The organism is Halobacillus sp. ABA4_118, assembly GCF_056160205.1.
Map to the genome: position 1 here is coordinate 2649830 of NZ_JBSWWS010000001.1, position 20556 is coordinate 2670385.

General features: G+C 46.2%; 20 protein-coding genes. 14 read left to right on the forward strand and 6 right to left on the reverse strand.

The window, feature by feature from the left end:
• Position 1: 1 nt before the first annotated feature.
• The 6 genes from opp3C (at position 2) to spxA (ending at position 6571) form a co-directional block, all read left to right on the forward strand.
• Positions 2-1132, forward strand: a complete 1131-nt coding sequence (opp3C, locus tag ACXAGL_RS13315) for an oligopeptide ABC transporter permease (RefSeq protein WP_474991352.1) — start codon at positions 2-4, stop codon at positions 1130-1132.
• Positions 1133-1148: 16 nt separating this feature from the next.
• The gene (locus ACXAGL_RS13320) at positions 1149-2207 is read left to right on the forward strand and encodes an ABC transporter ATP-binding protein (protein WP_474967863.1); all 1059 of its coding nucleotides are present in this window, start codon (positions 1149-1151) and stop codon (positions 2205-2207) included.
• Positions 2204-3142, forward strand: a complete 939-nt coding sequence (locus tag ACXAGL_RS13325; protein ID WP_474967864.1) for an ABC transporter ATP-binding protein — start codon at positions 2204-2206, stop codon at positions 3140-3142. The genes ACXAGL_RS13320 and ACXAGL_RS13325 overlap by 4 nt, the downstream gene beginning before the upstream one ends.
• Positions 3143-3318: 176 nt before the next feature.
• Entirely contained in the window at positions 3319-4533 is a 1215-nt protein-coding gene (locus ACXAGL_RS13330) for a putative glycoside hydrolase (protein WP_474967865.1), read from the forward strand.
• A gap of 764 nt (positions 4534-5297) precedes the next feature.
• Positions 5298-5891 (forward strand): GNAT family N-acetyltransferase, encoded by a 594-nt coding sequence (locus ACXAGL_RS13335; RefSeq protein WP_027953537.1) that lies wholly within the window; start codon positions 5298-5300, stop codon positions 5889-5891.
• A gap of 284 nt (positions 5892-6175) precedes the next feature.
• Positions 6176-6571 carry a transcriptional regulator SpxA gene (gene spxA / locus ACXAGL_RS13340; RefSeq protein WP_027953538.1) on the forward strand — a complete coding sequence of 132 codons (396 nt, stop codon included), beginning with the start codon at positions 6176-6178 and terminating at the stop codon, positions 6569-6571.
• A gap of 61 nt (positions 6572-6632) precedes the next feature.
• Here spxA and ACXAGL_RS13345 read toward each other — a convergent pair whose 3' ends face one another.
• Positions 6633-7298 (reverse strand): TerC family protein, encoded by a 666-nt coding sequence (locus tag ACXAGL_RS13345; RefSeq protein WP_474967866.1) that lies wholly within the window; start codon positions 7296-7298, stop codon positions 6633-6635.
• A gap of 297 nt (positions 7299-7595) precedes the next feature.
• Here ACXAGL_RS13345 and mecA point away from each other — a divergent pair, with 297 nt between their 5' ends.
• From mecA to pepF, 3 genes are all read left to right on the forward strand, one after another.
• The gene (gene mecA, locus ACXAGL_RS13350) at positions 7596-8288 is read left to right on the forward strand and encodes an adaptor protein MecA (protein WP_474967867.1); all 693 of its coding nucleotides are present in this window, start codon (positions 7596-7598) and stop codon (positions 8286-8288) included.
• A 90-nt stretch (positions 8289-8378) separates the two neighbouring features.
• Complete coding sequence (locus ACXAGL_RS13355) at positions 8379-9521, forward strand: competence protein CoiA (RefSeq protein WP_474971842.1); 1143 nt, start codon at positions 8379-8381, stop codon at positions 9519-9521.
• A 70-nt stretch (positions 9522-9591) separates the two neighbouring features.
• On the forward strand, positions 9592-11400 hold the full coding sequence (gene pepF / locus ACXAGL_RS13360; protein ID WP_474991353.1) for an oligoendopeptidase F: 1809 nt from the start codon (positions 9592-9594) through the stop codon (positions 11398-11400).
• A gap of 127 nt (positions 11401-11527) precedes the next feature.
• On the opposite strand, the gene ACXAGL_RS13365 is transcribed toward pepF, so the two are convergent.
• The 4 genes from ACXAGL_RS13365 to ACXAGL_RS13380 form a co-directional block, all read right to left on the reverse strand.
• On the reverse strand, positions 11528-11704 hold the full coding sequence (locus ACXAGL_RS13365) for a hypothetical protein (RefSeq protein WP_474967870.1): 177 nt from the start codon (positions 11702-11704) through the stop codon (positions 11528-11530).
• Between the two features lie 85 nt (positions 11705-11789).
• Positions 11790-12677 carry a ClpXP adapter SpxH family protein gene (locus ACXAGL_RS13370; protein ID WP_474967871.1) on the reverse strand — a complete coding sequence of 296 codons (888 nt, stop codon included), beginning with the start codon at positions 12675-12677 and terminating at the stop codon, positions 11790-11792.
• Positions 12678-12679: 2 nt separating this feature from the next.
• Positions 12680-13072, reverse strand: a complete 393-nt coding sequence (locus ACXAGL_RS13375) for a globin domain-containing protein (protein ID WP_027953544.1) — start codon at positions 13070-13072, stop codon at positions 12680-12682.
• A 55-nt stretch (positions 13073-13127) separates the two neighbouring features.
• A complete protein-coding gene (locus ACXAGL_RS13380; RefSeq protein ID WP_474991354.1) occupies positions 13128-13709 on the reverse strand; it encodes a CYTH domain-containing protein in 582 nt (193 codons plus the stop codon).
• 131 nt (positions 13710-13840) lie between these two features.
• Here ACXAGL_RS13380 and yjbM point away from each other — a divergent pair, with 131 nt between their 5' ends.
• From yjbM to ACXAGL_RS13395, 3 genes are read left to right on the forward strand one after another with little or no spacing between them, the layout of a single operon-like run.
• On the forward strand, positions 13841-14479 hold the full coding sequence (gene yjbM, locus ACXAGL_RS13385) for a GTP diphosphokinase (protein ID WP_474967873.1): 639 nt from the start codon (positions 13841-13843) through the stop codon (positions 14477-14479).
• A 14-nt stretch (positions 14480-14493) separates the two neighbouring features.
• The gene (locus ACXAGL_RS13390) at positions 14494-15300 is read left to right on the forward strand and encodes an NAD kinase (protein ID WP_027953547.1); all 807 of its coding nucleotides are present in this window, start codon (positions 14494-14496) and stop codon (positions 15298-15300) included.
• Complete coding sequence (locus ACXAGL_RS13395; RefSeq protein WP_474967874.1) at positions 15266-16171, forward strand: RluA family pseudouridine synthase; 906 nt, start codon at positions 15266-15268, stop codon at positions 16169-16171. Before ACXAGL_RS13390 ends, ACXAGL_RS13395 begins: the two co-directional genes overlap by 35 nt.
• A gap of 46 nt (positions 16172-16217) precedes the next feature.
• Here the strand turns inward: ACXAGL_RS13395 and prpE are convergent, their stop codons facing one another.
• Positions 16218-16952 carry a bis(5'-nucleosyl)-tetraphosphatase PrpE gene (gene prpE, locus ACXAGL_RS13400; RefSeq protein ID WP_474991355.1) on the reverse strand — a complete coding sequence of 245 codons (735 nt, stop codon included), beginning with the start codon at positions 16950-16952 and terminating at the stop codon, positions 16218-16220.
• A gap of 284 nt (positions 16953-17236) precedes the next feature.
• On the opposite strand from prpE, the gene mgtE reads away from it, so the two are divergent.
• Positions 17237-18601 (forward strand): magnesium transporter, encoded by a 1365-nt coding sequence (gene mgtE / locus ACXAGL_RS13405; RefSeq protein WP_474967876.1) that lies wholly within the window; start codon positions 17237-17239, stop codon positions 18599-18601.
• Between the two features lie 16 nt (positions 18602-18617).
• Positions 18618-20480, forward strand: a complete 1863-nt coding sequence (locus ACXAGL_RS13410; RefSeq protein ID WP_474967877.1) for a monovalent cation:proton antiporter family protein — start codon at positions 18618-18620, stop codon at positions 20478-20480.
• The last annotated feature ends 76 nt before the right edge of the window (positions 20481-20556 follow it).

Consider the following 20556-nt stretch of genomic DNA (forward strand, 5'->3'; position numbering starts at 1 on the left):
TATGGAAAACCATAAACCAAATAAAGATTTATTTGTTCCTGTGGATACCACAGAGACTGAAAGTGAAAAGATTACCCGGCCGAGCCTGTCGTTCTGGCAGGATTCCTTTATCCGCCTTCGTAAAAACGTAGGTGCGATGATTGGGCTTGCTGTACTTGTTATTTTAGCCCTGCTGGCAATTTTCGGACCGTACTTGAATGATTACGGCGTATACGAACAGGACCTTTCCCGTTCTAAAATGCCTCCGAAGGTAGAGGGGCTTGGGTGGCTTGGTATGGATGGTACGCTGTCCGACGTCCAATCAGCCGCTACGCTTGAGCAGGCAGAATCCAAAGCTTTGATGCGCTTTAACAATCAGGAAGATTTCATTGAAACAGAAGTTGTTAACGACGGCAGCGACGGTGATCCTGCCCAGGTAAGAGCGACGTATGATGTTTATGCAGCGAAAGACATTCAGGAAAACTACTGGTTTGGGACAGACGGTCTCGGTCGTGACCAGTGGACACGTACATGGATGGGAACGCGTGTATCCTTATACATTGCTTTCCTTGCTGCAGCGATTGATATGCTGATTGGTGTTGCCTACGGTGGAATTTCAGCTTATTACGGCGGCCGTGTGGATAACGTCATGCAGCGGATTATTGAAATTCTCGTAGGTATTCCAAACCTTGTTCTTGTTATTTTGATGATTTTGATTTTAGAGCCCGGGATCTTATCGATTACGATTGCCCTTGCGATAGCCGGATGGATATCGATGGCCCGGATTGTCCGTGGACAAATATTGAAATTGAAAAACCAGGAATTCGTGCTTGCTTCACGCACACTCGGTGCGAAAGACAGCCGGATTCTTCAAAGGCACTTGATTCCGAACGTACTTGGGTTGATCATCATTAACACGATGTTCTCGATCCCGTCAGCGATTTTCTTTGAAGCCTTCTTAAGCTTTATCGGTTTAGGACTGCCGACGCCGATGGCTTCATTGGGTACGTTGATCAATGCTGGTTTCCAGTCGCTGCAGATTTATCCGCACATCTTGTTGTTCCCGGCAGTTGTCATTTCCTTAATTATGATTGCCTTTAACGTCTTAGCGGACGGTCTGCGTGATGCGTTTGATCCGAAGATGCGTGAATAGGAGGTAGGTGTAACCAATGGAAAAATTACTAGAAGTAAAAGATTTACATGTATCCTTTGACACCTACGGCGGTGAAGTAAAAGCTGTACGTGGGGTTAATTTCGATTTGAATAAAGGGGAAACCCTGGCGATTGTGGGAGAATCGGGTTCCGGAAAATCCGTTACGACCAAAGCGCTGATGCAGCTGATTCCAATGCCTCCAGGGCGCATTAAGCAGGGGGAAATCATTTTTGAAGGACGCGACCTTGCTAAAATGTCGGATAAGCAGATGCAGAAAATCCGCGGGAAGGAAATCTCGATGATCTTCCAGGATCCGATGACTTCCTTGAACCCTACCATGAAGGTTGGAAACCAGATCATGGAAGGATTGATCAAACACCAGAAAATGAGCAAGCCGCAGGCACGTAAACGTGTCGTTGAGCTTCTTGAACTTGTTGGAATTGCAGATGCAGAAAACCGCATGAAGCAGTATCCTCACCAGTTCTCAGGTGGAATGAGGCAGCGTGTGGTTGTAGCGATTGCTCTTGCGTGCAACCCTAAATTATTGATCGCCGATGAGCCGACCACAGCTCTTGATGTAACGATTCAGGCGCAGATTCTTGAATTGATGAAGGATATTCAGAAGAAGACGGATTCAGCTACTATTTTCATTACCCACGACCTCGGTGTTGTTGCCAACGTAGCGGACCGTGTGGCGGTGATGTACGCTGGTAAGATTGTAGAAGTTGGAACGGTGGATGATATCTTCTACAATCCGAAACACCCTTATACATGGGGGCTTCTGGGTTCCATGCCGTCTCTTGACAGTGAAGATGAAGAGCTTTATGCCATTCCAGGTTCTCCACCGGACTTGCTGAATCCTCCGAAAGGGGACGCCTTCGCAGCCCGGAATGAGTATGCGATGAAAATTGATTTGGAAGAGGAGCCGCCAATGTTCAAGGTAAGCGATACGCACTACGCTGCCACGTGGCTGCTTCATGAAAATGCTCCGGATATCGATCCTCCAGCTGCAGTGAAGAAACGCATGGAAGGCATGGCGAAAACATCCGGCGGTTCGGAAGGTGAACAACGATGAGCAAGGAAAAATTAGTAGAAATTAAAAATTTGAAGCAGCACTTTAAAACCGGACGACACAGCGTTGTAAAAGCTGTGGACGGCTTGAATTTCGATATTTACAAGGGTGAAACCTTCGGCCTTGTAGGAGAGTCGGGCTGTGGGAAATCCACAACCGGCCGGACCATCATTCGTTTGTACGATGCTACCGATGGTGAAGTTCTCTACAACGGCGAAAATGTGCACGGGAAAAAATCCCGTGACCAGTTGAAAAAGTTCAACAGGGAAATGCAGATGATTTTCCAGGACCCTTATGCATCCTTGAACCCACGGATGAAGGTCGAGGATATTATTGCAGAAGGCATGGACATTCACGGTCTTTCAAAAGATTCGAAAGCAAGAAAAGAAAGGGTTCATGAGCTGCTTGAAACCGTCGGCTTGAACAAGGAACACGCCAACCGCTATCCCCACGAATTCAGTGGTGGACAGCGCCAGCGTATCGGCATTGCCCGCGCGCTGGCTGTGGATCCTTCCTTTATTATCGCAGACGAGCCGATTTCCGCCCTGGATGTTTCCATTCAGGCCCAGGTGGTCAACCTGTTGAAGAAACTGCAGAATGAAAACGGCCTGACGTATTTATTCATCGCCCACGACTTGTCCATGGTCAAATACATCAGTGATCGTATCGGTGTAATGTACTTTGGTAAAATGGTGGAACTTGCAGATGCAGAAGAACTGTATAAGCACCCGATCCATCCGTATACACAGTCTCTTCTTTCCGCCATCCCGCTGCCTGACCCGGATTATGAACGTTCCCGTGAACGTTTCACATATGATCCGAGTCAGCATGATACAAGTGAGGAACCGGAATTCCGTGAAGTACGCCCTGGACATTTTGTCCTTTGTACAACGAAGGAATTTGAGCAGTATCAAAGAGAGCATGGTACAGGTAGATAAGGAAGAAAAAGAAGACTCTGTCTCCATAGGCAGAGTCTTTTTCATGAATGTTCCCTTTTATAGGAAAAAGGAAGCAATCTTCCAAATATTTCAGGAAAGTTCAGATCATCATTGTTATAACGAAGCTTCCTCTTTTATAATGAATAAGAGACATAATAGGATAGGAGTAGGATGAAATGGGGAAAAGAAGTCTCTGGACCATGATTTTCACAGGTATACTGCTTGTGGGCATGATGATTCCAGTACATAATGCAGAAGCAGCAGATGGTAAAGATGCCGGTACGCTTACGAAAAAGCAGATGGGCTTAAAGGAGCTGGCTGTTCCAAGTCCGGCCGCAAGGTTTACATACAACTCTGGATTAAGCTTTGAATATCCGGATGCGGTTCGCGGCATCTACGTTACGGGTCCTTCCGCCGGCGGAGCTAAGATGGCAGAGTTGACGCAGCTGGTAGAAGACACCGAGCTGAATGCGATGGTCATCGATATCAAAGAGGATAACGGAAACATCACATTCCAGCCTGAAGAAGGATCACCTTACGCTGATGTGGCTGAATCTTTTATTGATGATCCTGAGCAGATGCTGAAGGAACTTGAGGAAAAAGGCATTTATCCGATTGCCCGTGTCGTTGTGTTCAAAGACAGTATGCTGGCGGAGAAACGTCCCGATCTGTCCTTTACACAAAATGGACAGGTATGGAAAAACGGCAAGGGAGAAGCGTTTGTGAACCCATTCATGGAAGAGGTATGGGAATATAACGTAGAGCTTGCTAAAAAAGCAGCAGAGATGGGCTTTGAAGAAATTCAATATGATTACGTCCGTTTCCCTGAAGGCTTCGGAAGCCGGGATGACCAGCTGGATTACGGGCAGGGGAAATATGCGGATATGGACCTGAATAACGTGCAGAAGCGTGTTCAGGCTGTCACCGACTTTGTAGAATACGCCCGTGGAGAGCTGGAATATTACGGGGTTGATGTGTCGGTTGATATCTTCGGATATTCAGCGACCATCGAAGAAGCTCCGAACATCGGACAGAACTTCTCGAAAATATCTTCCAACGTCGATGTTATTTCATCAATGATCTACCCAAGTCACTGGGGTCCGTATTTCGGTATATCCAAACCGGATGCTGAACCGTATAAGTTGATCAATGAATACGCCAAAGTGGAAAATGAAGTTCTCGGTAAGCTGGATCCAGCTCCGACCTCCCGTCCATGGCTTCAGGACTTTGAAGCCCCTTGGTTGTATTCCGGACCGACGAAACAGTATGGGAAAGCTGAAGTAGAAGCACAGATCAAAGCCTTGAATGAAAACGGTATTGATGAGTTCCTTCTATGGAATGCCGGGAATAACTATACGAAAGGTGTCGACTACACACCGATGAATGAATAAAAAAGACCGTGGTCTCCCCGGTCTTAAGCTTGTAGAGAAATCTCTGTTTCTTTACAAGCTTTTTTCTTTCTTACCGCCAGGAGCGAAAGCCCCTTCCCTTTCCGCGGACGAGCGCCCGAGCTTCCTCGCAACACCCACGCTCGGCGATCTCGGCCCACTCGTTCATCCGCAGGAGTGGAAGGGGCACCGCTCCTTGGGGGTTCTTTAACATCGACAAAAACTCTCCTTCACCCCGCTCACCCTTGCTGGATGGAGAACAATCTTTTTCATATTCCGGCAGACACCCGTCATCAGCGCTTGTTCTTTCCCTTCTTTTCCACGCAGGCGGCCATAGCGCAGCTCATGCTGTTCTTTAGAATCTGCAAACCTGCATAGGGCGCAGTCTCTCACCTCTATATTCTAACGTCGACACGTGGAGCGTTCGGTGGTGATGCCTGCGGGAACAGCACAGGCCGAAGATCCACTTGGGCAGGCGATCTTCCTGACCAAGTTAGCTGAGGGCGTGCCCGCGGCATTCATCCACCGATAAGCGGAAAGTGACCTTTCACACGACAAATGGGCAACTCTAACTGGTTAACATAGGCTTTTTTATTCAAACATGAGAAGGCGGCCTGTATTTTTGAGGTTAATGGCCGTGAACGCCGGGAATAACGTAAGTAATGAAAGTAAAGCCTAAGTGCTGGCAAGGGTTGTACAGCGGTGCATTTAACAAGGATAGGAATTTTCGCTATAATGAAAGGGACTAATCATAAGGGAGCAGATCAATGAATTGGTATGAAAAGCTGAACGAATATTTCCCAGTTGAGGAAATGAAGTCAAAAGAACACATGGAAGCTTTATTAAAGGAAAAAAGCGATGTCTACTACAAAGATGAGGGGGAATACCACGTCCTGATGTATGCTGAATTCGACAGCTTTCTTTTCATCGATTATGTATACGTTTCCACCGCAGCGCGGGGACAGGGACTCGGTCATAAGCTCATTGAAAAAATGAAGGCCAAGGGCAAACCCATCATCCTTGAAGTAGAACCTGTGGATTATGAAGACTCTGATACGGAGGCGCGTCTCCGCTTTTATCAAAGGGAAGGTTTCACACATGCCCAATCCATTGGATATACCCGCCGCTCTGTCGTAACGAATGAAATGAACAGTATGGAAATTTTATACTGGTCACCGGATGATGCATCGGAAGAGCAGATTTTCGAGCAGATGAAGAAAATGTACACAGAAATCCATACGTATAAGGATGAACAGTTTTATGGAAAGTCGTATCAGCCGGTAGAGGAAGTGCTGACCCACGACGAGAAAAGGGACACCGAGGATATTCTGGACGAACTCGGGAAAACCCGTCAGACATAAGAAAAATACCCGCTGCTATTCCGGCGGGTATTTTCAATGACTGTGCAGTAGTTGATAAATGAGTTGGAAAGAAAAAATGCAGAAATGGTGTTTAACTTCTATATGTAAGTGGTATAAGGGTATAAGAACCAGAAATTGATTGCTTTTCATAACATATGTTCGTATAGATATAGAAAAAACTTGACAACTGTGTTATAGTAGAACCATAGTACAGATTGTACTGATTATAAAAAAAGAAGCAATTGAATCTCTACCATAAAATATTTGAGGAGTGAAGTTTCTGTATGGTTACACTTTATACCTCACCAAGTTGTACATCATGTCGAAAGGCGAAGGCTTGGTTGGAAGAGCATAACATCCCTTATACGGAACGAAATATCTTTTCTGAGCCGCTTACACTGGATGAAATCAAGGAAATCCTTCGTATGACTGAGGATGGAACGGAAGAAATCATCTCTACGCGCTCTAAAGTTTTCCAGAAGTTGAAAGTTGATTTCGATCAGCTTCCAATGCAGGATCTGTTTGATCTGATCCAGGAAAACCCGGGATTGCTGCGCCGCCCGATCATCATTGATGATAAGCGCCTGCAGGTTGGTTATAACGAGGACGAAATCCGTCGTTTCCTTCCGCGCAGTGTGCGTACATTCCAGTTGAAAGAAGCTCAACGTCTCGTTAATTAATACAAAATAAAAACTGCGACAGCCCAGGCTGCCGCAGTTTTTATTTTAGGCTTGAATATTGTCAAATCGCCGTTCCTTTTCGTTTATTTATCCAATACCCTAAAGTAATAATGATAATGACCATAATTACAGCAAACCATTGATGGATGTATGGGAAATCTTCCATATACTGCATCATGTATCGATCCTCTTTTACCATTTCTGCAGCTGTATAAGCTAAAATTCCGGCCCCGAAATAAATGAGCAGGGGAAACTTGTCCATCATATGAAGAATGATCCGGCTTCCCCATACAATGATAGGAACGGAAACGAGCAGCCCGATGATAACCAGCAGAATATTATTGTGGGAAGCGCCTGCAATGGCCAGGACATTATCGAAGCCCATGACGATATCAGCAAACACAATCGTTTTTACCGCCGCGGCAAGACTGTCACCCGCCTTGATGTGGTCGGTTTCCTCGGTATCCGTCAGCAGTTTGAAGGCAATGTAAAAAAGAAGCAGCCCTCCGATTAATTGAAGAAAGGGAATTTGGAGAAGATAAAGAGCAACCACCGTTAACAGGACTCTTGCCGCAATAGCAAGCCCTGTTCCGAATAAGATTGCTTTATTCCTTTGTTCCGGAGGCAGGTTCCGGCTGGCCAGAGCGATGACAACCGCATTATCACCGCCGAGAATAATGTCGATGCTGATAATGATGAAGAGTGGTTCAAGTAGGTCCCAGTTCATGAAAAAAATCCTCCTGCTACGTAGTGACAAACTAATGGTAATAAGCTAAAATGAAAAATCAACCCGCTTCACTACAGGCTCTGTTCTAATCTATTCAGAACGCGGACAGCTCTATGCTGAATTCGAGCAATTTGTTTTTCATTTTGCTTCAGCTGTCATACAATAGAATCACATCAACCCTTACATGGCACATTATCACGGTTGAAGTTCAGGCCTGAAGGGTAAGGGTCTAGGAAGAAGCACAAAGGGTGAGCATTCCCTTCCCCCTTAAAACATGTTTAGAAGGGAGAGAAACGTATGGAAATCGAACGCATTAATGAGAATACCGTAAAATTTTACGTAACATATCAGGATGTAGAACAAAGAGGTTTTGATCGAGAAGAAATTTGGTATAACCGTGAAAGAAGTGAACAGCTTTTCTGGGAAATGATGGATGAAGTGAACGATAAGGAAAATTTCCAGTCGGACGGACCGCTTTGGATCCAAGTCCAGGCTATGGACAAAGGTCTGGAAGTGATCGTTACAAAAGCTCAAGTATCCCAGGATGGTCAAAAGCTTGAACTGCCGAATGATGAAGGTAAGGGTGTCGATGTTCCGCTGGATGAAAAACTTGAATCCCTGCTGGATGATAAATACCAGTCATCCGGAGATTATAAGCAGTCTGAGGAAGATGGAGAAGAAGAGTCGGAAGGTTCCTTGACTTTCACCTTGAAATTCAATGAGTTCGAAGATATTATCCAGCTCAGCCATTATCTATCTATTCCTGAATCAATGGAACAGCGCTTATTCCACTTCGAAGACCGTTACTACCTGTATATTCAGTTCGATGATGAACGTATGAATGATGACGAACAGGAAAATACGCTGAGCCAGCTGATGGAATATGCTCACGAGTCATCCTTGACCGTCCATCGTCTTGAGGAGTATGGGAAAGTCATCTTTGAAGAGCAGGCCCTGCAGCAGATCAGACAATACTTTCCACTTGATTAATATAAACAAGCACACACCATCGTGTGCTTATTTTTTTTGCAGGCAGGAGAAAATGACACGATGTCGAATATTGGGGAGAGGTGATGCTTTATGCTGTATGCTCTTAATGATCAAGAGCAGCTTCAGTCCATTTATCAAAAATCCTTCTCCGATATTTCCCGATTGAAAGAGCGCGCTTATTATTGCCCAACCTGCCGGGAGCCTGTCCGGATCCGATCGGGACCCAAAGTGATACCGCACTTTGCTCATCTCCCAGACAGCCGCTGTTCCTCGATTAAAGGCGGGGAATCAGAGGAGCATGAAGCTGGAAAGTGGCTGATATACCAATGGCTGAGAGCCCAGGGGTATCAGGTAGAACTGGAACGTTACCTTCCCGGTATTCAACAACAGCCAGATGTCTACATTTCCGGTTCTAATCGAAAGGTCGCCGTAGAGTATCAGTGCTCTACGATACCGGTTACAGACATATGGAAGCGTACAAAGAGGTACGTGGACCATGGGGTTTTCCCTTTATGGATCCTTGGACCGAAACACTGGAAAAAGAAAGGCCCTCACATGCTCCAATTTAATACCTTTCTTCAATCCTTCTTATATCAATGGTCTGCTTGTTATCAACTCTTCTTCTTTCACCCACGCGAAAAGACGATGACGACAGCGTCTGGTCTCCGCTGGTTGTCCCCAGCCTCTGTGACCGGTTCGTTTCACTCCTTTTCCTTACCGCAAAGCACGTTTCCTCAAATGTTCTCCCCCGGCCGGAAAGCCGTACTTCCTTCGATATTCCATCACTGGAAAAAATCCTGGCACAACAACCGGTCGACATACCGCCGGGAGCCGGGAAGTAAGGAGAAGCAGTTCCGGCAGTATTTATACTTGAAGGGGTATCACTTTTCCCTCATTCCAAGCGTTTGTTACCTTCCCGTAGCCAGTCAGATGCAGCTGAGTGTAAAGCCTTACATATGGCAGACAAGGCTTTTATTAGACCATTTTACTCCAGTGCCCGTCGGTTCGGTGGTGGATTTTCCGAAAATGGAAGTTCCGGTTACGATTAATCAATACAGGCCTGATCCTGCAGCGGAGTATGCAGAGCTGCTCAGCCTCTTAAATATCCTGAAAAAAACAGGGAACAATAAGTGGGTGAAAACCAGGGAGGTTGCTTTCCCGGCCACTATGGAGGAAGCCTTTCTGGATGACCGGACCACGCTGGCCAGGTTGAAAAATTTAAAGATCATGTAGCAGCGGGGAGGTATTTTTTCTTTTATCGAGAAGTGAATGAGGATGAGGAATGAAATAAAGGAGGATGCAGATGTCATCTACTAAGCAACTGCCAAAACGAGAAGAAGTCCCTGTAGAAAAAACATGGAACCTTGAAGCCATGTATGCTGCAGATGAAGACTGGTATAAAGACCTTGAAGAAACGAAAGCCATGCTTCCTGAAATGGAGAAATATCAGGGCCGTATCGGTGAATCTGCTGAACAATTATATGAGCTTTTATCTTTCCAGGATAAAATATCCAATAAAATCGGGCTGTTATTCACGTATGCCCATATGCGCAACGATCAGGATACCACGAACGCCTATTATCAGGAAATGAATGCAAAAGCGGAAAACCTCTACACGAAAATCGCTTCCGCAATGAGTTTTATCGTGCCGGAGATTCTAGCCCTGCCCGAAGGAAAGGTGCAGTCCTTTCTGAATGAGCACGAGCCTCTCAAGCTGTATGAGCATACTTTGGATGAGATTACCCGTCAGCGTGCCCACGTTTTAAGTGAGAAGGAAGAAAAACTTCTTGCCGGTTTTTCTGAAATTGGAGCAAGCCCATCCCAAACCTTCGGGGCGCTGAATAATGCGGATCTTACCTTCCCATCCATAAAGAATGAACAAGGGGAAGAGGTGGATCTCACCCATGGCCGTTATATCAACTTCCTGAAATCGGATGACAGGGATGTGCGGAAATCGGCCTTTAATGCGATGTATGATACGTTCGGTGCATTTAAAAATACATTCGCCTCCACGCTCAGCGGGCATGTGAAAAAGAACAATTTCAATGCCCAGGTCAGGAAATACGACCGTGCAAGACAGGCGAAGCTGGATAACAATAATATTCCGGAATCCGTGTACGATAACTTGATTGAAGCAGTCACGGAACGTCTTCCACTGCTTCACCGTTATGTCGAACTGAGAAAAGAAGTATTGAATCTTGATGAAGTCCATATGTACGATCTCTACACGCCGCTGGTCAAAGAAGCGGAGATGGATATTCCATATGAGGAAGCCAAAGATCTTGTGCTGAAAGGTCTGGAGCCTCTTGGAGAGGAATACGTGAACACGGTGAAGGAAGGGTTTGAAAACCGCTGGATCGATGTCGTCGAAAACAAAGGCAAGCGCAGTGGGGCTTACTCTTCCGGCCATTACGGAACAAATCCGTATATTTTAATGAACTGGCAGGATAATGTAAACAATTTGTTTACACTTGCCCATGAGCTCGGACATTCCCTGCACAGCTACTATACGCACGAGAATCAGCCGTATCGGTATGGAAATTATTCCATTTTCGTGGCTGAAGTTGCATCCACGTGTAATGAGGCTCTTCTGAATGAGTACATGACCAAAAATACGAACAGTGATAAAGAAAAGCTGTATCTGCTGAACAATTTCCTGGAAGGTTTCCGAGGCACAGTTTTCCGTCAGACGATGTTTGCGGAATTTGAGCACACGATTCATATGCAGGCTCAGAACGGGGAAGCGCTGACCGCTGAGAAACTGACCGACATCTACTATGATCTTAACAAAAAATACTTCGGGGAAAACATCGTTATCGACGAAAAGATCGGCCTGGAGTGGGCGAGAATCCCTCACTTCTATATGGGCTATTACGTTTATCAATATGCGACGGGCTATGCAGCCGCGCAAGCTCTGGCTGGACAGATTCTTGAAGAAGGCAGCCCTGCTGTCGAACGTTATAAGAATTTCCTGAAGGCCGGAAGCAGTGATTATCCGATTGAAGTGCTGAAGCAGGCCGGTGTTGATATGACATCAAAAGATCCGATTTCGTCCGCCCTGGATGTCTTTGAGGAAAAACTCAATGAAATGGAGCAGCTCCTCAAAAAATAATAAAAAAGCTTGTAGAGAAGCGTTGTGTTTTTCTACAAGCTTTTTTGTTCCCAAGCGTTCCTGCCCTGCGGAAAGGAAAACACTCCTATCCACAGCCGGCCGTATGGGTGAGAAGGACAGAAAAGGGTTAATGAAAGCCTTTGAATGTTTTTTTGTAGGAGGCCGCCGATACAATGAGGAAAATGGCTGTAAACAAGAGAGGGGAAGTGATGTAGAGAGGATAGAGATGCATCAGAGCAAACAAGTGAAAAAGTAAAAGCATGAACAGAACAGCCAGTGCAGCCAGCGTCAACCATATTTTCATGACCAGTCCTCCTTTATAAAAATGTATGATCAAGGGGGATTCGTCATGATCCGGCCATAAAAAAGCTCCCGGAGAGGGAGCTTTTTTATGAACCGATATATTTCCAGAAAGCCCCGTGCTTCACAGGGACTTCGCGTACTTTCTGTTTTAGGACGAGCTTCTTCATTTCGTGTTTAGCTTCTTGTTCCGTCCAGTCATAAACGACGGCAATTTCCTTATTGGCTACAAAGCGATAGTGCTGTAAGAAATCCTCTAAATCGGGTTTGACCCCCGGCTTAGGATCCTTCTGCAGCATTTCTTTCAACACTTTCACATAAACATCGTACGAATACAGGCCGGTCACTTTTAATCCGGCGTCTTCTTCTGATTCATTGAAAATGACGATGGTCGGAGTAGAATCCACTTCCATCTCACCAGCAAGCTTCATGTCGCATTGAAGAGCTCGGCGGGCTGCATCAGAATGAAGATCCCGTTTGAACTCAGCAACATCCAGACGGCTGTTTTCTGCGCATTCAATAAGAACTTCTTCATTGGAAATGTCCTTCTTTTCCAGAAACACGTACTCCTGGATCTTACGAAGGAAGCGCATGCCTGCTTTTTTACCCTGCAGTTCGGCGGCTTTAACAGCCAGGGAAGTCGCAAGCGGGGAGGCGACAGGATTTTCAAGCCATACATCCCCATCACAGCACATGCCTGTTCTGGAACCGGTGTGGTCCCATTCTTTTTTCAGGTTTTCGGCTTTTCTGCCGTAACTCTCCTGTAAGGAAGTAAGATTTCCGCTAATGACCGGGCGGATGGTAAAGAAGCGTCCATATTCGATCGTGAGCTTTTTAAGAAAGGGTTCAAGTGACCAGCATTCTGGACAAAGCGGGTCGATGAAGACGTATATCTCTATAGGGCGTTTCAATAAATTAAAAAAGCCGCTTGATGTTCCGTTTGTCTGTTGATCACGATTTAAACTTTTCCAACCCACAACTATTCTCCTTTCTCATCCTCAGGTGTATTCATCATATGGTTGGCCGTTTTCACGAGCCGGTCGAACATGGCAGAGCGGTAAGGCTCCTCCAGATCCACTTCTGTCATAGCTCCGGACATGCAGGACAACCAGGCATCTCTCCGGGCAGGAGTGATTTCAAAAGGAAGGTGCCTGGCCCGCAGCATCGGATGGCCGTGCTCTTCCACATAGAGAGGAGGGCCTCCGAAAAACTGTGTTAAAAATTGTTTCTGTTTCCGGATGGTTTCTGTAAAATCATCCGGAAATATCGGAATCAAATCCGGATGCTGCTGGACTCTCTTGTAGAAGGCTTCCACCAGTTCGTCGATCTTTTCTTTTCCGACGGCATCGTAAAACGATTGATTTCGCTGCATAGCATCCCATCCTTGTCTGTTCAACATTTTAGCAATGAGGGGTGTCTGACAGCAACTATTCTGATTTGAGCTTGGCGTTATAGAAACGTTTGATCTTATTATCTGTTTCGCGCTCAGGAATATTGCAGGACTCAAGAATTTCCTTGATTACGGCTTTTCCCGACGTTCTGCTCTCTGCTTCCACCTCAAGTTCGTAATCCTCCTGGTCATAATAGAGGCTGTGGTCAAGGACAACAAGGGCCCCATTATACTCCAATTCTTTCCGCCTTGTTGTCAGCGAACCTAAGTAGTGCAGGTGATCCGGATCAATGCCGAGATCACGCAGCTGTTTGAACACCCGGTTTTTTTCCACTCGTATGTTCTGTATCCATAAATTGGCTTCTTCCTCTGTGAGGGAATCATGTGTTTCAAGCAGACCTTCCGGGTGCGGCTGCTTCAAGGTCAGTGTCCACTGATCGGATTTTTTACGGATTCTCAAAGCCGCTCCGTGCTGTTTCAGTTTTAGATCTTCTGTTTCAAAATAATAATTGGTTTGTTCGATAAGTTCAACTGATTTGAATGGTAAAAAATGATAAACCCTGTTGTATTCTTCTTCCTTCAGCAGGTTTTTGAATTCAATTTCGATTTCCTGGGTCATGAGAACCCCTCCTGTATTGTAGTTCCTTTGGTCACTCTGCTTCTTCAGCAGGCTGACTTTATGATACAATGAATGAAAGATAAAACGCACATAATTACTATAAAGATTGGTTACATAAAGGTGGACGCTTAATGAATTGGGATATATTTATAGCTCCATATGCTCAGGTAGTTGAGGAGCTGAAAATAAAGCTGAAAGGCATGAGGCGGCAGTTTGAATATGAGGAGGAACAGTCTCCTATAGAGTTTGTAACCGGACGCGTTAAGCCGAAAACAAGTATATTAGAAAAAGCGAGACGAAAAGGAATCAATCCTGAAAACATTGAAGAGGAAATTCAGGACATTGCTGGTGTGCGCGTCGTCTGTCAGTTTGTGGACGATATTTACGCTGTTGTGAATATGCTGCGAAACAGGCATGACTTAAAGGTTGTGGAGGAAAAGGACTATGTGTCCAGAAAAAAAGACAGCGGATACCGTTCCTTCCACGTGATTATCGAGTACCCTGTTGAAACCATTCACGGGGAAAAGCGGCTGCTCGCTGAAGTTCAGATCCGGACCCTGGCGATGAACTTCTGGGCGACCAATGAACATTCGTTAAACTACAAATATTCGGGTAAGATACCTGCAGAGATCAAATCCCGTCTGAAGCGCGCAGGCGAGGCCGCCTTTCAATTAGATGAAGAAATGTCCAAGATAAAAAATGAGGTGCAGGAAGCCCAGCGTGCTTTCTTAAGAAAAGAAGAACAGAAGAAAAACCCGAAAAAAATGTAGAGGAGTGGCCGACAATGAAGTTTTCGATCTTATCTAAGGGAGATCAGAAATCCAACGAAATCCGTTCAAAAATTAAGAATTACTTAACCGAATTCCAGCTGGAATATGATGAGGATGAGCCTGAACTGGCCATATCCGTAGGCGGGGACGGAACCCTTCTGGAAGCTTTCCATACGTATGTCCATCGTTTGGATAAAACCGCATTTATCGGTATTCATACCGGGCATCTTGGTTTCTATGCAGACTGGATGCCGGAAGAACTTGAAAAACTGATCATTGAAATAGCGAAAACGCCGTTTCAAGTGGTGGAGTATCCACTCCTTGAGGTGACGATCCGCCCGAAAGATGGCAGTGAAGAAGACCGTTACCTTGCGTTGAATGAATGCACGATCAAAACATCCGAAGGTTCTGTCGTAATGGATATTGAAATCAAGGGCGATCATTTCGAAACCTTCCGGGGAGACGGCTTATGTGTATCCACACCTTCAGGAAGTACAGCTTACAACAAGGCGCTTGGGGGAGCGATCCTTCATCCATCCCTGGAGGCCTTCCAGATTGCCGAAATGGCTTCCATCAACAACCGGGTGTTCCGTACGATCGGGTCACCCCTGATCCTGCCGAGCCATCATACATGTATGTTCAAGCCGCTTCACGACCGCAGCTTCCTGTTCACCATCGATCACATTTCAAGAACGTATAAAGACGTGAAGTCGATCCAGTGCCGGGTGGCAGAAGAAAAAGTACGGTTCGCCCGCTTCCGTCCATTCCCATTCTGGAAACGCGTGCATGACTCCTTCGTGGCGGATGAATACTCCGTCTAAAGTGATAAAGCGGTGGACCATCACCGCCGCTTATTCCGGTTGGTCAAGTCGGGACTTCCTGTTTGGGGCGGGGGAATTCTCCCGGCAGCTGATCAAAAAAGTGCGGATCAGCGGCAGCGTTTTTGTCAACGGTGAACGGATGGACATGTGGCAGCCGCTGAGGAGCGGTGATCTTCTTGAAGTGGAATTTCCAGAGGAAGAACGCGGGTCCATTCAGCCGATGGAAGGTCCGCTTTCCATTGTGTATGAAGATGAGGATGTACTCGTCATCAATAAACCGGCCGGCCTTTTTTCGGTCCCCGCTCTTGATAAAAACGAACCATCTGTAGCGGCTTTTCTGCTTTTCCGATACATTCAGGAAAACGATCCATGCACGGTTCACATCGTCACACGACTGGATAAGGACACGAGCGGATTGATGCTGGTCGCTAAACACGCGTACAGCCACCGCCTGCTGACACAGAGCATGAAGAAAATTGACCGCCGGTATAAAGCTGTAGCGGAGGGAAGATTACAAGCGGATCAAGGCATCGTGAATCAGCCCATTGCACGGGCAGAGGGATCGATTATCCGCCGTACGATATCGTCGGAAGGACGGCCGGCTGAGACACGTTATGAAGTGGAGAAAAGGAGCGGGGCATATACATGGCTCCGCCTCCAGCTCATGACGGGACGGACGCATCAAATCAGGGTCCACTTGGAACATCTGGGTTATCCGCTTGCGGGGGATACCCTTTATGGTGGAAACGCCTGCCCGTGGATCCCGGGACAGGCGCTGCACTGTTACCAATTGAACTTCCGTCATCCCTGGAGTAAGAAAAGGATGACATTCGTAACGGAAACACCTGAAGAGTGGGATCTTTTCGCTTGAGGACATAGGGTTCTCAAGCTTTTTTTCACCTTATGATGGGTAGATATCAATCGTATCGGAATTTCTCTTCTATATAAGGCATGGAGGAGGAGATGCTGACCACCTCTTCTTCCGGAAGCCTGAAAGCCGTCAGTTTTCCTCCAAAAACACATCCGGTATCAATATTGACGGTCTTATTGACAAAGCGTGGCGTTTTTACAGGTGTGTGCCCATAAACAATCCACCGGCTTCCTTTATAGTCCTGAGCCCAGTCTCTCCTCACCGGGCGCCCGTCGGGGAGTTTTTCCCCGGTGATATCTCCATATAAAATGAACGTTTCGATTCGTCTGCTTCGTTTTCCGATATCTTCCTCTTTAATACCGGCATGAGCTACGACAGCTCCTGTATCTTGCAGAATCAAGTGCAGCGGGGCTTCTTCGTAAAGCTGGAGAAACTGCTTTTTCACCAATTGCTGCTCCTTCCCGGGCAGGTTTCTGTATTCCGCCGCGGTCGTTTCCAGTCCGTGTTTTTCCTGGACCGGGTTTCCGAGAAAGAACCGGTACAATTTGTTACAGTGATTTCCCGGGACATAAAGGGCGTTTTGTTCATAGACAAGTCTGTAAACAAGTCGGATGCACCCGAGAGAGTCCGGACCTCTGTCCGTGATATCTCCGACAAATACCGGTGTACGGCCATCCGGATGGAGGGGGAGTCCGTCGCTCCAATTGTAACCAAGCTTCTCGAACAGTTGAACAAGCTCGGGGAGACAGCCGTGGACATCTCCGATCACATCATAGGTCATAATGACGCTCCTTTTGGTAATGGAATGAGAGGCTGCAGGTGTTTTAAAAGGGCAGGAATTGCAGCGCATGAAGGAATCTGAATGATATTTTTCCCACGGGGATGAATAATAAACATGGCCGCCCGTTATTCCATCCCGGAGGGGCCTTTCTGTTAGACTATGGATAGGCGTGGAGACGGTACGGAAGCTGAATTTAAAAGTTGCGTGACATTCGTTGACAAACCTATGAATCACAATTAAGATTAAACGGTCAAAAACGAAATAGACACGGGGGAGGGCTGCTTATGGAACACTTAGATGACCACGAGCGGAAAGAAGTCTGGGCAAATATTAAAGATGCCCTGTTCAATGAACATATCGATCAGTTTCGTGCTGAATTTTTGGAGATGCATCCCTATGATCAGGCGCGGATTTTTGAGGATCTGGATGCGGATGTAAGAATGCAGATCTATACTTATTTGTCACCGGAAGAAGTGGCAGATGTGATGGAGCATATCGATTATGAGGAAATTGAACCCTTCTTTTCAGAAATGGATCCAAGATTTGCCGCCCAGGTGTTTGCCGAAATGTCTGCCGATGATGCTGTTGATATATTCAACGAATTAGATAAAGATAAAGTGGCCAGCTTCCTGACGATCATGGATGATGAAGCTGCGGACGAAATCAAGGACCTGCTCCATTATGAGGAGAAAACCGCAGGGTCCATCATGACCACAGAGTTCGTTGTCGTAAAGGCCGGTATGACGATCAAGGAAGCCATGGTGCATTTGAGAACAGAAGCCCCTGATGCCGAAACGATTTACTATACGTATGTCATAGATGAAGATAAAAGGCTGGTTGGTGTTATTTCGTTGAGGGATTTGATTATTTCTGAAGAAGACTGGCTGATTTCCGATGTCATGAATGAACGGGTGGTATCGGTATCAGTAGGGGAAGATCAGGAAGAGGTCGCCCGGATGGTCAGGGATTATGACTTTCTCGCGCTTCCTGTTGTCGATTTTCAAGATCATCTGCTTGGTATCATTACTGTGGATGATATTATGGACGTCATGGAAGAAGAGGCCAGCGATGATTACTCGAAGTTTGCTGCGATTTCTGATGTGGACAGTCCGGATGATAACGCTTTTGCCTCAGCGAAAAAGAGGCTTCCCTGGCTGGTGATCCTGCTATTTTTAGGGAGTTTAACAGCCAGCCTGATCGGGCGGTTTGAGGAAACGTTGGATAAAGTAGCCATTCTTGCCATCTTTATTCCGCTGATTGCCGGAATGGGTGGAAACACGGGTACTCAGGCGCTTGCTGTTGCTGTCCGTGGAATTGCTACAGGAGAAATAGAGAAACAAGGAAAATGGAAAATGATGATGAGAGAAGCAGGTACTGGTGTGATCACCGGAGTTTCCTGTGGTGTGCTGATTACCCTTATCGTTTATATATGGCAGGGAAACTTTTTCTTAGGATTATTAGTAGGTTTGTCCATTTTATTAACGCTGATTGTTGCAACGCTCGCAGGATCTCTCGTCCCCCTTATCATGCATCGTTTGAACATTGACCCCGCTGTTGCCTCAGGGCCATTCATCACAACAGTGAATGACTTGATTTCCATTCTGATTTACTTCGGTATGGCAACAGCCTTTATGAATTTTTTGATATGAAGGAAGGAGGGCGAGTATGGAACATGGTGCTTCAGTAACTTCACTGGTTATTGTCATAATTGCAGCATTTATTACTCCCATCCTACTCCACCGGTTTAAACTGAATATGATTCCGGTGGTAGTAGCAGAAATCATCGTAGGTTTGATTATAGGTCAAAGTGGATTTGACCTTGTTGAACAGGGAAGCTGGCTTGAAATACTATCGACCCTGGGGTTCATTTTTCTTATGTTCCTGAGTGGTCTTGAAATAGACTTCTCCATTTTTGCAAGCAAGAAGAAACGTGCGAAACCGGTCAACCAGGGAACCGGCGCCCCCAATCCAGTATGGGTGGCGGTCATCGTATTTGTCGGAATATTCGTCATTTCCCTGGCGCTGTCCTATGTATTCGTGCTGGCTGGATTTATAGACAATGCCTTTCTTATGACGTTGATCATTTCAACGATCTCCCTTGGTGTAGTTGTTCCAACTTTGAAAGATGCACAGATGATGAAAACGACAATCGGTCAGACGATCCTTCTGATCGCTGTAATCGCCGACCTCGTTACCATGATCCTATTGGCCGTATTCGTCTCCATTTATGGAGAGAACGGCGGCAATACGTGGCTTCTGCTTATTTTGTTTGCTGCTGGTGTCCTTTTCTATTACATCGGGAAAAAGTTCCGTCATCAATCCTTTGTGGAGACGATGGCTAAAGGTACCATCCAGATCGATACACGTGCCGTCTTTACATTGATCCTGCTTCTCGTTGCTTTATCGGAAACTGTGGGTGCGGAAAACATTCTGGGCGCCTTCTTAGCGGGTACTCTTGTATCTCTGCTTTCACCGAACCCGGAAATGGTCAAAAGGCTCGACAGTTTTGGATATGGCTTCTTAATCCCGATCTTCTTCGTCATGGTCGGTGTAGAAATAGATATTTGGAGTTTGTTTACGGATACACGTGTCCTGTTATTGATTCCGCTGCTGTTTGCAGCCCTGTTGATTTCCAAAATTGTTCCGGCCTTGATCCTTTCGAAATGGTATGACCGTAAGACGGTGTTCGGATCCGGATTTATCCTGACGTCCACCTTATCTCTCGTTATTGCCGCTGCTGCGATTGGCAAAAGGGAAGGAATGATTGACGATCAGATGGAAGGGGCGCTTATTCTTGTAGCCGTCCTGACCTGCGTTGTCGCACCGATCGTCTTTAAAAAGGTATATGGACGCTTTGAGGATGAGGACCATAAAACGGTGGTTTCCTTCATCGGATCCAACCGGATGACGCTTCCTGTTGTGCGTGAACTGGATATCAACGCGTATGAAACGCATTTGTACCATACGAAAGTGGATAAAATCGATGAACGAATCAGCCGGAACTGCTTTGATATCAAGGAGCTGGACGGTTACAACGTCGAGAATATGAAAGAGCTGGGTGTCTTTGATGTGGACCTTGTCGTCGCCTCTACAGGGGACGAGGAAAGGAACGCAGAAATCGCCCGATATGCGAAAGAACAAGGTGTGGAGCGGATTATTGTCCGAGTCGAATCTCCTGAGCTTTCTACAGAGATGAGGGAGCTTGGCATCAGTGTCTTCAGCGTCTTCCTGTCCTCGAAGGCTCTTTTGAAAGCGATGATCGAAGCACCGAACGTGCTTGATATTTTGACAAAGCAGGATAGTGCGCTTTATCAGATCAATATGAACAATTCCATGTATAACGGCGTCCATATCCGGGAGTTCCCTTTTACAGGAGACGTAATCATGGTCCGGATCTTCCGTGGCAAAGATTCCATCGTTCCTCACGGCGATACGGAGCTGAAAATCGGGGACCGCTTAATCGTGACAGGTTCCAACGAGTATGTGGATGAACTCAAAATGGAACTGGAATACTGTGAATGGTGCTGATGATGAACTTCCGCTTTTGTTAGAGCAGCCATTGAGCTTGTAGAGAAACTCCGTGTTTTTCTACAAGCTTTTTATG